Here is a 13748-nt window from a genome sequence, read left to right as displayed (position 1 = left end):
GGCCATGACGAGAGGAGAACACGTGGAGACCCCCGCCTCCACCCGTCGGCACGCTGACCGCCGCCGCGGCCGGCGACACACCGCCGCGGCTCTCGTGGCCCTCGCCACCGCGGTGCCCCTGCTCGCCGCCGCGACGCCGTCCGCGGCCGCCCCGCCGGCGTCCCTCCCCCTCGACCCGGGCGACAGCGGCAAGTTCGCGAAGCTGAACCGCCAGATCGAGCAGCTCGACAAGGAGTACGGCGGCGACCTCGCCAAGCTGAAGGACGCCGAGTACGCCGCGAAGAAGGCGCTGGACAAGTCCAACGACCTGCAGCGCGACCTCCAGGAGGCCCGCAGCGTCGTCGCGCAGCTCGCCGCGTCCCAGTACATGACGAACGGCGAGGACCCCACCGTCACCTTCCTCGCCGACGCGAACCCCTCCGACCTGCTCAGCAACGCCACCCTGGTCAGCCACCTCGCCCAGAACAAGGCGGGCAAGGTCGCCCAGATCCAGAAGCTCGTCGACGACCAGACGAAGGCCCGCAAGCAGGCCCAGCAGAAGATGGTCGAGCTGAACAAGGAGATCAAGGACCTGAAGCGGCGCAAGTCGCAGATCCAGTCCCTGGTCAAGAAGTACAAGCCCGAGTCCCCGAGCGTCGGCATGGGCGGCGTCACCCCGCGCATGCTCAAGGTGAAGAACACCATCGACCTGGAGACGGGCCCCTTCCCCACCATCGGCTGCGTCCGCCACACCGGCGACCCGCAGGACCACGGCACCGGCCACGCCTGCGACTTCATGGTCACCACGGGCGGCGTCATGGCCACTGGCAGCGCCCAGGCCCTGGGCGACCGCACCGCCTCCTACGCCATCGCCCACGCAAGCGCCCTGGGTATCAAATACATCATCTGGCGCCAACGCATCTACGACCTCCGCAGCCCTGGCTGGCGCTCCATGGAAAACCGAGGCGGCGTAACCGCCAACCACTACGACCACGTCCACATCTCGGTCTTCTAGACGTATCTCGCGCTGACCAGGGCCGCAGCTCACGAGATCTCCCGAGAGGGCACATCCAGGGCACACGTGCCCGGAATCGTTCCCCAGGTGTCATCGATCGCCTTGCGCATCCGATCACGGCTCGACGGCATGAGATGCGTGTACGTCCGGAGCGTGAACCCAGGGTCAGCGTGCCCAAGGAACTCGGCGAGGGCCCGAATGTCCACGCCTTGCTCCAGGAGGACGCTCGCGAAGTGGTGCCGCAGCGCGTGAAAGCCGTTGTCCCGAGTTGCCGGAACATCGGCCCGCACGAGCGCCGGCTTCCAGACGAAGCGGTTCCACTCCGTGCGATGGATCGGCGTCCCCTGCCGAGTGGTGAAGATCAGCCGCGCCGTCACCGGGTCGCCGTCCGGTGTCTTCCATGGCAGGGTCACCGGCACGGGCGGGTAGTTGTCCGGCTGCATGTGCTCGGCCAGGAGCAGCCGCAGCGACTCCGGTAGCGGGATGTCGCGTTCCTTGCCGCCCTTGGGCAGAGCGAACACCTTACGACGACCCCTGAAGATCTTGATCTGCCGCCGGATGTGGACGACTCCGCGAAGGAAGTCGATATCTTCCTCAGCCAGCCCGAACGCTTCGCCTTGCCGAAGTCCGAGGCGAGCCCCAACCGCCACCATCACGGCGTATCGCTCGGTGATGACCTGCCCGACCGCCGCCACCCGTTCGACGGACCACGGTTCGAACTTCCGCCCATCCCGCTTCGGCGCACGGACCGAGGAGGCCCGGCACGGGTTCTTGATGATCACGCCGTCATCTATGGCCGCGTTGAACACCGTGGAGACGTGCGCGAGGATCACCCGGACGTAGTTCGGCGCGATCACCTGCTGCCGTCCCCGCAGCCACGCTTGCATCAGGGACGGACGCTTGGACAGCGCGCCGAGCTGCTTGTCACCGAGGTCCGGATAGACGTGCAGGCGTAGCCGCTGCTCGATGGCGTCGCGGGTCCCCTCGTCGAAGGTTTGGGCCGCAAGCCACTGCTCTGCGTACTCCCGGAAGGTGATCTTCCCGGCGTTCGGGTCGACGTACATCCCGGAATCGAGGTCAGCCTTGACCTTGGCATCGAAGGCATCAGCGCACGTGTTCGGGTCCTTGCCCGCCTTCTTCGGGAAATTGCGCTTGCACTGCTTGCCGTTCTCGTCACGCCACCGGACCTGCCACCGATCCCCCTTGCCGTGATCCACGCTGGGGAATTGCTTGTGCTCTCGGCATCGCGGCATGGGCTTGCCGTGTTCGTCGTTGCGAGGCTTGGCCGCATGCCACCGGTCGTACACAGCCATTACGCCGCCTCCTGCTGCTGGCGGAACCAGTCGAGAACATCAGTCGGCAGGTAGCGCAGATGCCGCCCGACCTTGGCCGCTTTGGGGCCGGTACCGAGGTAACGCCACTGGTGGAGGGTGGCCACCGGAACACCCAGGAAGCGAGACACCTCCTGCGGAGTCCACGTCCGATCGACCGGCAGGTTCAACACCTCGGCCTCTGACTCCCTGCTCACGCTGCCTCCGCAGTTGCCGAAAGTTCGGGGGTGTCGTTCTGTGTCGCGGCGTCGAGCTGGCGGCGCCGTTCGATGCGTTCGTTGATCAGGTGCAGAAGCCGAGCTTCGGTCGGCTTGACGTCGGGATCAGCGGGACCGGCGCGTTCCCAGACGTGAACGGCGTTGGGGTCGGCCGGGTTGGAGACCGGGATGCCCGCCTCAGCCAGCCGCGCCAGCACCCACGCCTTTCGATCCGCCTTGTGGTCGGCCAGGGTCTTGCCGGACCACTTGCGGGAGACCAGGACGCGGCGGCCGCCGTAGCCGAGGTGTTCGCGGCGGTGTGCCTTGCCCTTGCAGAAGCCCGGCTGCATGCCTTTGCGGGGGTTCTTGGGTTGGATGCCGTAGCGCAGCCAGTTCGCGCACGTGGGCGAGCACGGCTCATAGCGGAGCGCTTCGGCCATCCGGTCGACATGCTCACGCTGCGCCGCAGTCTCAGCCTGGTGGCACTCGGCCACGCCCTTGACGAGGTACTTGGTCAGGTAGCCGATCAGCTTGCGGGACTGCGGGGAGTCGGCCATGACGCCTTGTGCGTCGATCTGCCGCCCGAACCTCACCACGTGGAGCGGTTCGGCGTCTTCGTCCAGGCCGAGCGCGTCCAGCGCGTCATCCCAGGTCGGGAGGACCTCGCCGGTTGCGGGATCGAGGTAGCCGCCGCCGTCCTCTCCCGCGACGTCATCCCAGACCGGCAGATGATCCCCGGAGAAGACGACCCGTTGTGTCGAGGGCCACCACACCTGGTGATACGTGGCCGCCACGACCTGTCGCAGTTCGGCGCGGGAGATGGTTCCGCGGATGGCCATGTGCAGGTGGGGGGCGTGACGGCGTTGGGGTTCGACGGTGGCGAAGTACTGGACGTCGTAGCCGACGAATCGGCGCAGGTTCTGCACGAACCGATCGACCAGCTTGGAGAAGTGCAGAGCGTCCCGAGCCGCCCGCGTGTAGTCGTACGACTCGGGGTCGACCGGGGTCCCGTCCGACCGCACCCGCCCGTAAGAGCCCAGGGTGAGCGTGAGGAACAGGGACGGCCGGAAGGTCTTGCCGTCCTTGTCCCGGTAGACCTTGCCCACGGTGCGGGAGTCGACCGGACGCCGAGGAAGGTCCGGAGCATCCTGCCGCCGCCGCGTGGAACGAGTCCGCCGGCCTTTGCTCTCATCACCGGACTTGAGGGCACCGCGCACCCCGGTGCGTTCAATCTCGTTGTCCAGGTCACGCACGACCGCATCCCAGAACCCGACGTCTTCCCCCTCCGCCGACCCCTCCTCGGCCGCCTTGTCACGGGCCGCCGCAGCTTGCGCCCGCAGCTCCATCCACGCGCGCTGCTCGTCGTCGGGATCGGCGCGCGTGATGACCGGTTCCTCGGTCAGGTGCCAGCCCTGGGAGCACTGCACGGCCCGAATCTTGCGCTTCCGCTCAGCACACGACGGGCACACCGAGGCCAGGGTGTGACCGCACGGCACGTAGACGACCTCGGCCGCACCGGTGTTGAGGTCCACGCGCCGCATCGGGACGGGGCGGATGCAGACGCCGTGTTCGACCGCGACCGCTTCCAGCACGCCCCGCGCCAGCGGAGGCAGCGTCTTGACCACCGCACCCGTCCCCGAACCCGGAGCAGCGGCCGGAGCCGACTCGGAGGGCGAACCGTCGAGGGCCAGTTGGGTCACGCCGCTCCCTCGATGTCGAGGTCAGGGACGCCGAGCGCGACCATGTCCCGGATGTCGTCGTCGGAGACGTAGGCCGCCCGCACGCGGACCGGGTCGGGGGTGGTCTCCAGCCGGACGAACCCGACCCCCGCCCCGATCTCGGGGATGGAGGAGATTTGGTCGGCCAGGGCGCCACGGTCGCGGGCTCCGTCGCCGAGCACCATGTCGACCTGTTCGTCTTCGTCGAGGCGCAGGGCGATTCGGTCGGGGAACAGGTTGCGCAGGTTGTTGACCTCTTTGCGCGCGTCCTGCTGCGCACCGATCACGCAGTACCCCACCGACCGGCCCTGTGAGGTGAGCACAGCCAGCGCCGACTCTGCCCGCTTGCGCAGATCACGTTCCGGGCAGTAGGCGGTCAGGAACGCCAGCTCATCGACCACGATGACCCGGAACGGATGCTCATGCGACGGCGTGAACGACCGGGTGACGCCCGCGAAGCGCTCAGCACGGGCGTTCATGTCCGCCGCAGCGTCCTCCAGCAGTTCGACCATGCCGCCGGACGGGTCGGAGGAGTACCGCCCGTACCGTTCGAACAGCGGACGCCCGAAGCTCAGTTCCCTGCGTTTGGGGTCGACGGCCCAGACCTCCACGAGGCCCGCGATCATCAACGGCAGCAGCGCGCGGATAGCGGACCAGATCACCGAGCCCTTGCCGGCACCCGTCGCGCCCGCGATCAGCACATGCGTGCCGAGCAGCCGCAGCCGCCAGGGCGAGCCGTCCTCTTGCCGTCCGATCACCAGCCCCGACAAGTCCACCGCGGACGCGTCGGGGACGGGCAGCGCGGGGAAGGGGACGGCGAGAGCGTCACGGCGGACGAACTCCAGCCAGATGCGCCCCGGACGGTCCCCGTCCCGCACCCGGACCGGCACCGCCCCGAACCCGTGCGCCAGGTTCGAGGTCACGTTCTCCCACGCGTCCGGGGCCTGCCCCTTGAGCATCTTCACCAGCACCCGATCCGACGTCGGGCCGCAGCGGACCCGGACCAACGTGGGCAGGTACTCCCGCCCTTTGTGGACCTTGGTGAGTCCGGCCGTGACCAGGACGGGTTGCCAGTGCCGCCGGTACACCGCCACCAGCCGCCACCAGCCATGAACCGGACGGACCACCGACCGGACGAACGAGGGACGGTCCAGCGCCGCCCACGCCACCAGGCCCACGGCGACGAGGGCCAGGACCACGACGGGGACCGCCCAGCCGTAGCGGTGGCCGAGCCAGCCCAGGCCGGACAGGACCGACACGGGGACGATGTTGCGGACCAGGAACACGATCGTCCGGACGAGCGCGCGGACGGCGTTGACCAGGAGCACGAGGCCCTCGGGCATGTGCCACACCGGAGGCGCCCACTTGGGCGCGGCGAACGGGTCTCGCTGCGCCTCTACGGCGACGTTCTCACCGGGGCCGAGCTTGCGGAACTCCCATGCCATGATGGGTCTCACCTCTTCTTTGTGCAGTTCAGGGGAGAGAGCGGGGCGGCCGGAGGTACCAGCTCCAGCCGCCCCACCTTGCTTTTCAGGCCGCCGACTCGACCGACCCGCCTGGCACCGAAGCCCCGTCGGTGTGGAGCCGCTCGACCTCGGCCGCGTACCGCGCGAACAATTCCGCGAGGCGGCGCGCGGTCGCCAGGTCTTCGGCGGTCGGCGCGGCCGGGTCGGTCGGCGTGATGGTCACGTTCGCGCCAGCGTGCATGAACGCGATCTGCGCGCGGGGACCGCCGTGCGAGCAGTACACCGACATCTGCCGATCCGGGATCAGGTTCACCACGATGCGGGAGGTCCCGTCCGGATCGACCGACACCGTGGTGTAGCTGTTGGAGTCCGCCATCACGCCGCCTTCCGCTTCCCCGAAGACCGGCCCGAAGAGGGACGACGCCCCGACCGGTACATCCGCTCCACCTCCACCGCGTACGCCGCAGCCTGGGAGGCCAGGCCCCGCGCGAACTCCACATCACCCGCGCTCACACGCTCCGGGAGGGTCAGGGTGACCAGCACCCGACCGGCCGAGACGGTGAACAGCGGTGTACGCGCCCGGAACGGCTTGAATTCCACCGACGCCCCGGCGTCGATCGGCAGGGACAGCGCCGACATGCGCCCGCCCGCCATCAGGCAGCGTCCTTCGCGGCCGCACCGCTGTTGTCCTTGCTGGTGCGGCCCGCGCCGCCCTTGTTGAGGTTGGCCGGGAGGACCGCCGACGCCTTCAGCGAGTACGCCAGCCGACCGGTACCGGAGTTGACGTACGGCGTGACCGCCAGCCCCTCGAACTCCACCGGCACGAACGGGAACCCCGCCGGAGCCGCCGGAACGACCGGCTGAACCGGGCCGGTCAGCTTCACCTTGAACGTCCCCTTGGACTCGGGGTCGGCGTCGAGGACCTCCACCGCCCACACCAGTTCCCCGGTGTCCTTGTCCCGCGCCTGCACGAAGTTGTCGACGGTGGAGCGGTCGAAGTCGCGCACCGCCTCCACACCGCCCTTGACGAACGCGCCGTAGGGGAACACGTCCCCGAACGCGACCTTGAACGGACCCTTGACCGCCATCGTGATCACTCCCATCCGGTCAACTGTCTGTCAGTTGACCTAGCAAGTGCGATCATAGACATACCCAGCTTGGTCTATCAAGTAACCAACCCTGGCGAATCGGCGGAATCGGTCACGCCAGCGGGTAGGCGTCCTCCAGCTCATGCAGGTCAGCAGGCATGACTGTGTCGATCACCAGCAGCGGACGCCCGGCAGCATCCCGAGCAGTCGCATACACGACGAGGACCGGCGTCCCCGCCCGCATCGAGAGAGCGCCCGCTTCCTCGTCGGTCGGCATCCTCGCAACGATGTGCTCGATGATGTGATCAAGCTTCACGCCCTTGCGGGACTCCAGGTGTTCCCGCACCCCCTGTTTCAGCGGCGCAGCGCTGGTCAGATTCGTCCCCTCAGCCAGGTCCAGAGGCAACCACAGGGAGAGGAGTTCAGACGGCGCCTCATCAGCCGTCAGCAGGCGCCGGCGAAGGAACGCCTTGCCCGACGAGTCGAGACCGAGCAACGTGCGGACGCGGTTGGGGGCGTCGACGACGCCCGCGGCCAGGACCTCGCCGGGAATGGCCGCTTCCGAGCCAGCCAACCGAACCTGCCCCGCTCGCGCACTCTCCAGCGACGCCAGCGCAGGACGACCCCGAACGAACCGGCCCTTGCCCTGCTGAGAGTCGATCCAGCCTTGATCGCGAAGTACCCGCAAGGCCGCTACCACGGTTGGCCGGCTGACGCCGAACTCATCGATGAGCTGGTGTTCACTGGGCATCGCCGAGCCGGGCGCGTACTGGCCCGCTTCTATGCGCCGTTGAAGCTCTGTGACGAGCTGAGCGTACTTCGGCGGCACGGACTCAAGACTCATCTCGACCGTCCATCATCTGACAGGTTGTCTTACCAGGACTCTTGACTCTCAACCTACTGTCAACTCGCTACTAAGTCACGACTACCGGACGCCAGAAGGCCCAACTACGTCGCCAGGAACAGCCGACCCCCGCGCCTCAGCCATCCTGTCCGCGAGCTGCATGGGCGTCATCGCTTCGAGAAGCACCCACCGCGCATGGCAGGGCATCATGGCCCACCATCGGAAGGTGTGCTGTCCGAACCAGACCGATGCGCCCGGGAATCGGCGTTGCAGGGTGATGACTGCCGCCGTCTCGTTGTCGGGGGCGTCACCGGTCCACGGCCTCATGGCCGAGGCTCTGGACGGTGGGACGCACCCGACTCGCCCATGAACGCGATGATCCGTTCTACGGCGCCGTCCAGGTCCGTGACCGGGTGGAGGTTGTCGACCCGCCACCACGAGACCTGTCCCTTGCGGCGGTTCACCACGACGTAGCCGATGGCGTCCAGCGACGTCCCGCCTGGCCGGATGACTGTCAGTCCGGGAACCGCGTCACGCATCTGGACGCACAGGCCGCGCTTGACCAAGGCCCGGCACAGGTCAGTCAGCACCAGGAGTTCGGCGTTACGGGAGATAGAAGGATCCATCATCAGTCTCGCTTTCGTTGGAAGCAGAGCCGACGGCGCGGGGTCTGGCCCGCCCGTCCACATGCGTGATCAGTGGGGGCAAGGGGGGCGATCACGCAACGGACCTTCCTCGTCGCGCCGCCGGCTCTGCTGTTCAATCGCACTCGGCCAGCCCGCCAGGCCAGCCCAAGAGCGCTAGTCGAAGTGGTCGTCAGCCGAACCGTTGAGCTGTCCCGCTTGAGCGGTAACGAAGCGAGCGACCTGGGCCGCCGCGCCCGGCACGTCGTTGACCGGGTGCTTGCTGTCATCGCGTCGCCAGGTGAAGGTTCGCCCGGAGGCCCCGACGAAGACCCAGACGAACAGGCCGGGATTGGCGGTACTCACCAGCAGCCCCGGCATCCCCTCGTCCAGCCGGACGGCTAGGCCCAGACCGATGAGCGAGGCCCGAAGATCAGCCAGAAGCCGAAGCTCGAAGTCCCGCGCGTTCAAGACTCCGCACCGTCCTGCCGGTCAGACGCGCGCCCCGTGCCCAAGCAGTCAGGGCAGGCATCCCGACGACGCTCAGCCGGAACGCCCGCCACGTGCCCCGGAGCCAACGTCCGTCGCGCCACTCGCCGCTTGACCCCGCGGCCCCCGCAAGAGGTGCAATCGCTCACCATGACGACACAGTGCCAACGAGTCACGTTGCGTCACGAGGTCATGATCACCTCGTCTTGCGCGCCACCGTCTTGCAACTGTCTCGACTTTGTCTCGTCTTCGGTGCCGCCCCACCCCTAGCCTGATGAATGACGACCAGAGAGGACGGACGGTGTCTCCCCAACCGATCCTGTTGCAAGTCCTGATCCGGCAGCGCCGCCTACATCGGTACGGCATGTTCCAGGCCGCCTACAACGAGGCCGCCAAGAAGATCTCGCGCGAACTTGCCGGCACCGCACCCAGCCGCGCCCAGCTCCACCGCTGGACATCCGGCGAACTCAAACGCCTGCCCTACACCGATCACTGCCGTGTCTTAGAGGCGATGTTCCCCGAGTGGACGGCAGACGAGCTGTTCGCCCCCTGCCCGCCGCACATCCTGGCCGACGAGCCCGCCGCCTACGCCCCCAGCGACGAGCGTGCCGACCTTGAATCGACCGCTGACCGCGTAGGCCCCAACCCCTACGCCGACGTCACCGCCGTCTTCCCCACCCGCGCCGAGTTCTCGTTCGCACACCCGCCACACGCCCTGCTCGACGGCGCGACCAGCATCAGGGCCGCCGGCCTTTCCCTCAACATGCTGTGCCAGCAGTACCCCGACCAGCGCATCTACCGTCTCATCGAGGACGGCACCACACTGCAAGCGCTGTTCCTGGACCCCGAGGGCGAGGCCATCCGAGCCCGCGAACGCGAAGAGGGCTACACCGACAACCACCTGACGACCCTCACACGCCTGAACATCGAGGTCCTGACCCGCCTACGCAAGCGCCTGTCGCCCGAAGCCCAAGACCGATTGAGGGTCGCCGTCTACGACGAGACAATCCGGTTCAACATCATGCTCCTCAACAACCGGCTCTGCGTGATGCAGCCCTACCTACCGAGCGCCCGCGGAGTCGACTCGCCCACCTTCCTCGCCGAGCGCAACGCGACCGGCACCGGCCTGTATGAGACGTTCGAAGAGATCTTCAACGCGCTATGGGAACGAGGCCGCACCGTATGACCGACGCACCCGCCGCCCTACTACCCGTCGCCCTCAAAGCAGGCGAGATCGCCAGCGACCTAGTACGCACACGCGTCCCCGGCTTGCTCACCGCCAAGGGTGACCGCGACATGGCCAGCGAAGTCGACTACGCCGTAGAACGCGCCGTGCGCGACTACCTCAAAGAGCGAACGCCCGACATCGCCATACTCGGCGAAGAAGAGGGCATCAGCGGCGACACCACTAGCGAACTCATGTGGGCCATCGACCCGGTAGACGGCACCGCCAACTTCGTCCGCAACATCCCGCTCTGCGGTATCTCCATCGGCCTCATCGAACGAGGCCGCCCCACCGTAGGCGTCATCGATCTCCCGTTCCTAGGCGACCGCTACCACGCCGCCCAGCACACCGGCGCCTACCTCGGAGACCGCCGCATCCAAGCCAGCATGACCACCGACCTCAAAGACGCCATCGTCGCCATCGGCGACTACGCCGTAGGCGAGGGGGCCGAAGCCAAGAACCGCCAACGCATCGCCCTCACCGAACGCCTAGCCGCCAACGTCCAACGCGTCCGCATGCTCGGCTCAGTCGCCATCGACCTGGCATGGGTCGCCGAAGGGAAGCTAGACGCCAGCATCACCCTGTCCAACAAACCCTGGGACATGGCCGCCGGCGTCATCATCGCCCGCGAAGCCGGAGCCAAGGTAACTGACCAGCAGGGCACCGATCACACATTCAAATCCGCAGCTACCATTGCATGTAATCACCAACTCACACATGGAGTAATATCGTTCTTCAACGACATGTCAAACCCGCATATGTGAGCCGTAAAGAAATGCAATATTTCAAAGGCACCCGCGAAGCTGCACAAGCTTCGCCAAGCCTCCCTGACTTCGCAATCTAAGCTGGGTCGAGTGGCCGAGGCGAATGACCCACAATCTTTTCAAATTCTTCCGGATCACCCAGCTTCCTGATTAGGTATTTAACCCACGCTTCCGTATAGACGTGACGTCCGAATAGAATATTGTATCGACAGAACTGTTGTTTCGTTTGTTCGGGATACTCACTGCCTTCTGGTGGGCGGACGTCAAAGTGCTTCCAGGCCCTAGCATGGTCATTCACAGTGAACTTCCATCCAAGGCCATTCTGGATCTTGGCTACAACCTGCTTGGGAAGGAGTGAGCCGAGATCTTCGATGGGCACTTGCTTCTCACGAATTACGGTCTGCATTTTCTCCATCAAGCCGAGTTGATCCTTGTCAAGATCCTCCAGGCGAACGAAGCTCATGGCGACATCGGCCTCAGTCTTTGATCCAGTCTTTGGGACAAGGTAGATGCGGAAGTCATAACTTTGGTCGCTGCTTATATCGAACTCGACCGACGCATCGAAGTCCTGCACATAATCGAGCACAGTACGCGGAACGCGTTTCCGAACTTCTTTTATGGCGCTCACCGCATCATCGGTGATTGTGGAAACGAAGAGTGGGAATCGCAGGCAATCTGCCAGTGACTCACCTGCTCCGAAATTTTCGATGAGAGTGCGCTCATAGTTGAGCAAGAGAGCCTGGGTCTTTCCCGCAATCAATGTAGCTACGTCGCGCTCGTGGCGATGTTCAATTTTATTGCGAAGTCCGATGAAAAATTCAAGATTCACACGTCTGGGGTCACGCTCATCAAATTCTTCAGATGACATTTGATGTAGAGGCTTAGTGACCCAGTCACCATCTCTAGTGCGCTGACGCTGGCCACGGCTATTTCGGATGTAAAGATCTAGTCCATCGCGTTCATACCTAGCCTGTAGAAGCTTCAACCAGCCGATCGACATGTGGACGATTAATGCCTCTAGCTGTCGTTCCATCCCGGAACGGTTATAGAGATCGACTGCTAATAGAACTTCGTTCTTTGAATCCTGCAGTTGATGCCACCAGCGCGGTCGTGGAGCCATGGAGACCATCGTAGCTTCGCCTCATACGGACAGGCGACCATTTTCTACACAAGCGGTACTGGCAACCGGCTGCCGAATTGGGCTGTTTGGGATCAAGGGGCGGCGGCGCTCAGGCCGCTGCGCGGCCCCGCGCCAGGCCGCCCGGAGCATGCGGCGTGGGCGCCGGTCACCGGCCGGCCGCGCCTGCCCGCGCATCGCGAGTCCGCCGCGACGTCCGCCAGCCGCTGGCAGTCACCAGGGCGCGCCGCCGCCCGTCTCCGCACGTATCTGCCGCAGGACAGATTGCTTGAGCGAGCGTGACTCGGGGGCACGCTGCCCCCGAACCCCCTGCGGCCCGGAGCACTCGTCCGCGCGGGAACCTCTGTCACACCTTCTCGCCGTTCGCGCGGACGAGCACTCCGGCATGTCTCCCCAGGGTGGCGGCAACCGACTCTTCAAGAAAACCGCGGGGACCGGTCGTGCGTCTTAGCGGCGTGAGCGATATGGAGCAGCCGCCGGAGTACCGCCCAGTCAAGAACGCACACAGGGCGTTGGGCATGTGGTCGATGCGCCAAGCGTTGACGGTCGCCTTCTCGGGTGCTTCGGTCATGCTGGTCGCAGCGTGGTTCTTCGTGACGTGGCTCTTGGGTTCACCACCGCCAGCTCAGCCCAAGCCGCTGGACACCGCCGCACAGCTAGACCTGCTCAAGCTGGTGTTCGCCTTGGTCGCCGGAGCCGGGGCCCTCGTCGCCTTGGTCACCGCCTACCGCCGCCAACGCGTGGACGAGGTCGCTGCCGAACGAGCTGAACGTGCCCAGGAGCACGCCGAGCGAGTTGCCCGGGAAGCGGCCTACGACGCCACCGAGCGACGAGTCACTGAACTGTATGGCCAAGCCGTTGAGCAACTCGGTCACGACAAAGCCGCCGTTCGTCTCGGAGGTCTCTACTCCCTGGAACGCTTGGCCCAAGACCATGCCCAGCACCGACAAACCGTTGTTGACGTGGTCTGCGCCTACCTACGCATGCCCTTCCAACCCTCCCCACCCGACCAGGGAACCGAGGCCACGGCACCAGATCCTGCCGGCGATGCTGCCCGGCAGGAACTCCAGGTCCGCCTCGCTGCCCAACGCCTTTTGCACCGTCACCTCACCGTTGTCCCCGGTACGGAATTCCCCGGCACCTATTGGGATGACATGGTCATCGACCTCACCGAAGCCCACCTGATCGACTTCGAATTCTCGCGTTGTCGCCCCGGACAGGCCACATTCGCACGAGCCCGATTCAGCGGGGATGCCTGGTTCAAAGAGACCCACTTCACCCGCGATGCCTCCTTCAACGAGGCCCAGTTCACCAGCAACTGCTGGTTCAGTGAGGCCCAATTCAGCGCGCACACCTGGTTCCAGGCGGCCCAGTTCGCCGACGACACCTACTTTGACAGGGTTCAATTCAATGGGGCCACCTTCTTTGACGATGCCCAGTTCTACGGGGTCACCATGTTCGGCGAGACCCGGTTCGGCGGCGATGTCCGGTTCACCGATGCCCAGTTCAGCGCCATCGCCTTCTTCGAGAAGGTCCAGTTCAGCGGGTCCGCTTGGTTCACTCGGGTCCAGTTCAGCAGGGGAGCATCGTTCGACGAGGTCCAGTCCAGCCGGCGCGCTTGGTTCACCAAGGTCCAGTTCAGCGGGCGTGCCTCGTTCGACGGGGCTCGGTTCAGCGGCGACACCACCTTCGACGACGCTCAGTTCAGCGACGAGGCCAGGTTCGACCGGGCACAGTTCAGCGGCGACGCCTCGTTCAACAAGGCTCGGTTCCGCCTGAGCTTCCCCCGGTTCCACGGACACCTCATCTGAGTTGACCTTGATCAACTTGGGAAAGAAGTGTCTCGTGCCACCACCTCACCCGCCCGAGTT

The 13748-nt window shown here is 65.8% G+C and carries 15 protein-coding genes; 4 read left to right on the top strand and 11 right to left on the bottom strand.

The genetic code is table 11. The annotated features are described in order from the left end of the window. The first annotated feature begins 22 nt into the window (after positions 1 to 22). Positions 23 to 994: a coiled-coil domain-containing protein gene (locus AB0C21_RS02860; protein WP_500202358.1), complete on the top strand. Its 972-nt coding sequence runs from the start codon at positions 23 to 25 to the stop codon at positions 992 to 994. 29 nt (positions 995 to 1023) lie between these two features. Here the strand turns inward: AB0C21_RS02860 and AB0C21_RS02855 are convergent, their stop codons facing one another. The 10 genes from AB0C21_RS02855 to AB0C21_RS02810 form a co-directional block, all read right to left on the bottom strand. Next, positions 1024 to 2307: a tyrosine-type recombinase/integrase gene (locus AB0C21_RS02855; protein ID WP_500202357.1), complete on the bottom strand. Its 1284-nt coding sequence runs from the start codon at positions 2305 to 2307 to the stop codon at positions 1024 to 1026. After that, positions 2307 to 2522 (bottom strand): helix-turn-helix transcriptional regulator, encoded by a 216-nt coding sequence (locus AB0C21_RS02850; RefSeq protein WP_500202355.1) that lies wholly within the window; start codon positions 2520 to 2522, stop codon positions 2307 to 2309. The genes AB0C21_RS02855 and AB0C21_RS02850 overlap by 1 nt, the downstream gene beginning before the upstream one ends. Beyond that, positions 2519 to 4213, bottom strand: a complete 1695-nt coding sequence (locus tag AB0C21_RS02845) for a replication initiator (RefSeq protein WP_500202856.1) — start codon at positions 4211 to 4213, stop codon at positions 2519 to 2521. Before AB0C21_RS02845 ends, AB0C21_RS02850 begins: the two co-directional genes overlap by 4 nt. A 5-nt stretch (positions 4214 to 4218) precedes the next feature. Further along, a complete protein-coding gene (locus AB0C21_RS02840; protein ID WP_500202354.1) occupies positions 4219 to 5685 on the bottom strand; it encodes an FtsK/SpoIIIE domain-containing protein in 1467 nt (488 codons plus the stop codon). An 85-nt stretch (positions 5686 to 5770) separates the two neighbouring features. Continuing rightward, on the bottom strand, positions 5771 to 6082 hold the full coding sequence (locus tag AB0C21_RS02835; protein ID WP_500202353.1) for a hypothetical protein: 312 nt from the start codon (positions 6080 to 6082) through the stop codon (positions 5771 to 5773). Continuing rightward, on the bottom strand, positions 6082 to 6360 hold the full coding sequence (locus tag AB0C21_RS02830) for a hypothetical protein (RefSeq protein WP_500202352.1): 279 nt from the start codon (positions 6358 to 6360) through the stop codon (positions 6082 to 6084). Before AB0C21_RS02830 ends, AB0C21_RS02835 begins: the two co-directional genes overlap by 1 nt. Next, positions 6360 to 6809 carry a plasmid replication, integration and excision activator gene (locus AB0C21_RS02825; protein WP_500202351.1) on the bottom strand — a complete coding sequence of 150 codons (450 nt, stop codon included), beginning with the start codon at positions 6807 to 6809 and terminating at the stop codon, positions 6360 to 6362. Before AB0C21_RS02825 ends, AB0C21_RS02830 begins: the two co-directional genes overlap by 1 nt. Positions 6810 to 6906: 97 nt before the next feature. Beyond that, positions 6907 to 7638, bottom strand: a complete 732-nt coding sequence (locus AB0C21_RS02820) for a GntR family transcriptional regulator (RefSeq protein WP_500202350.1) — start codon at positions 7636 to 7638, stop codon at positions 6907 to 6909. A 323-nt stretch (positions 7639 to 7961) separates the two neighbouring features. Next, positions 7962 to 8267 (bottom strand): hypothetical protein, encoded by a 306-nt coding sequence (locus AB0C21_RS02815; protein WP_500202349.1) that lies wholly within the window; start codon positions 8265 to 8267, stop codon positions 7962 to 7964. Positions 8268 to 8438: 171 nt separating this feature from the next. Beyond that, on the bottom strand, positions 8439 to 8732 hold the full coding sequence (locus tag AB0C21_RS02810; protein ID WP_500202348.1) for a hypothetical protein: 294 nt from the start codon (positions 8730 to 8732) through the stop codon (positions 8439 to 8441). A 292-nt stretch (positions 8733 to 9024) separates the two neighbouring features. On the opposite strand from AB0C21_RS02810, the gene AB0C21_RS02805 reads away from it, so the two are divergent. Together AB0C21_RS02805 and AB0C21_RS02800 are read left to right on the top strand one after the other, a co-directional pair. Then, entirely contained in the window at positions 9025 to 9936 is a 912-nt protein-coding gene (locus AB0C21_RS02805) for a DUF5919 domain-containing protein (RefSeq protein WP_500202347.1), read from the top strand. Continuing rightward, entirely contained in the window at positions 9933 to 10739 is an 807-nt protein-coding gene (locus tag AB0C21_RS02800; RefSeq protein WP_500202346.1) for an inositol monophosphatase family protein, read from the top strand. The genes AB0C21_RS02805 and AB0C21_RS02800 overlap by 4 nt, the downstream gene beginning before the upstream one ends. A gap of 76 nt (positions 10740 to 10815) precedes the next feature. Here AB0C21_RS02800 and AB0C21_RS02795 read toward each other — a convergent pair whose 3' ends face one another. Then, positions 10816 to 11859, bottom strand: a complete 1044-nt coding sequence (locus tag AB0C21_RS02795) for a DUF3644 domain-containing protein (protein ID WP_500202345.1) — start codon at positions 11857 to 11859, stop codon at positions 10816 to 10818. 482 nt (positions 11860 to 12341) lie between these two features. Between AB0C21_RS02795 and AB0C21_RS02790 the strand changes: the two genes are divergently transcribed. Then, complete coding sequence (locus tag AB0C21_RS02790) at positions 12342 to 13688, top strand: pentapeptide repeat-containing protein (protein WP_500202855.1); 1347 nt, start codon at positions 12342 to 12344, stop codon at positions 13686 to 13688. Positions 13689 to 13748: the final 60 nt, after the last annotated feature.

Origin of the sequence: Spirillospora sp. NPDC049024, from assembly GCF_040649235.1 — a bacterium.
In the GTDB taxonomy this organism is placed as follows: domain Bacteria; phylum Actinomycetota; class Actinomycetes; order Streptosporangiales; family Streptosporangiaceae; genus Spirillospora.
Note: the sequence above shows the minus strand (reverse complement) of the source record. Positions and strands in the feature narration are given on the sequence as shown.

What these genes read in the sequence shown, in the direction of transcription:
- AB0C21_RS02855 (WP_500202357.1), bottom strand. Translation starts at nt 2,307, where the DNA reads ATGGCTGTGTACGACCGGTGGCATGCGGCCAAGCCTCGCAACGACGAA.
- AB0C21_RS02840 (WP_500202354.1), bottom strand. Translation starts at nt 5,685, where the DNA reads ATGGCATGGGAGTTCCGCAAGCTCGGCCCCGGTGAGAACGTCGCCGTA.
- AB0C21_RS02835 (WP_500202353.1), bottom strand. Translation starts at nt 6,082, where the DNA reads ATGGCGGACTCCAACAGCTACACCACGGTGTCGGTCGATCCGGACGGG.
- AB0C21_RS02830 (WP_500202352.1), bottom strand. Translation starts at nt 6,360, where the DNA reads ATGGCGGGCGGGCGCATGTCGGCGCTGTCCCTGCCGATCGACGCCGGG.
- AB0C21_RS02825 (WP_500202351.1), bottom strand. Translation starts at nt 6,809, where the DNA reads ATGGGAGTGATCACGATGGCGGTCAAGGGTCCGTTCAAGGTCGCGTTC.
- AB0C21_RS02820 (WP_500202350.1), bottom strand. Translation starts at nt 7,638, where the DNA reads ATGAGTCTTGAGTCCGTGCCGCCGAAGTACGCTCAGCTCGTCACAGAG.
- AB0C21_RS02815 (WP_500202349.1), bottom strand. Translation starts at nt 8,267, where the DNA reads ATGATGGATCCTTCTATCTCCCGTAACGCCGAACTCCTGGTGCTGACT.
- AB0C21_RS02805 (WP_500202347.1), top strand. Translation starts at nt 9,025, where the DNA reads ATGAATGACGACCAGAGAGGACGGACGGTGTCTCCCCAACCGATCCTG.
- AB0C21_RS02800 (WP_500202346.1), top strand. Translation starts at nt 9,933, where the DNA reads ATGACCGACGCACCCGCCGCCCTACTACCCGTCGCCCTCAAAGCAGGC.
- AB0C21_RS02795 (WP_500202345.1), bottom strand. Translation starts at nt 11,859, where the DNA reads ATGGCTCCACGACCGCGCTGGTGGCATCAACTGCAGGATTCAAAGAAC.
- AB0C21_RS02790 (WP_500202855.1), top strand. Translation starts at nt 12,342, where the DNA reads ATGGAGCAGCCGCCGGAGTACCGCCCAGTCAAGAACGCACACAGGGCG.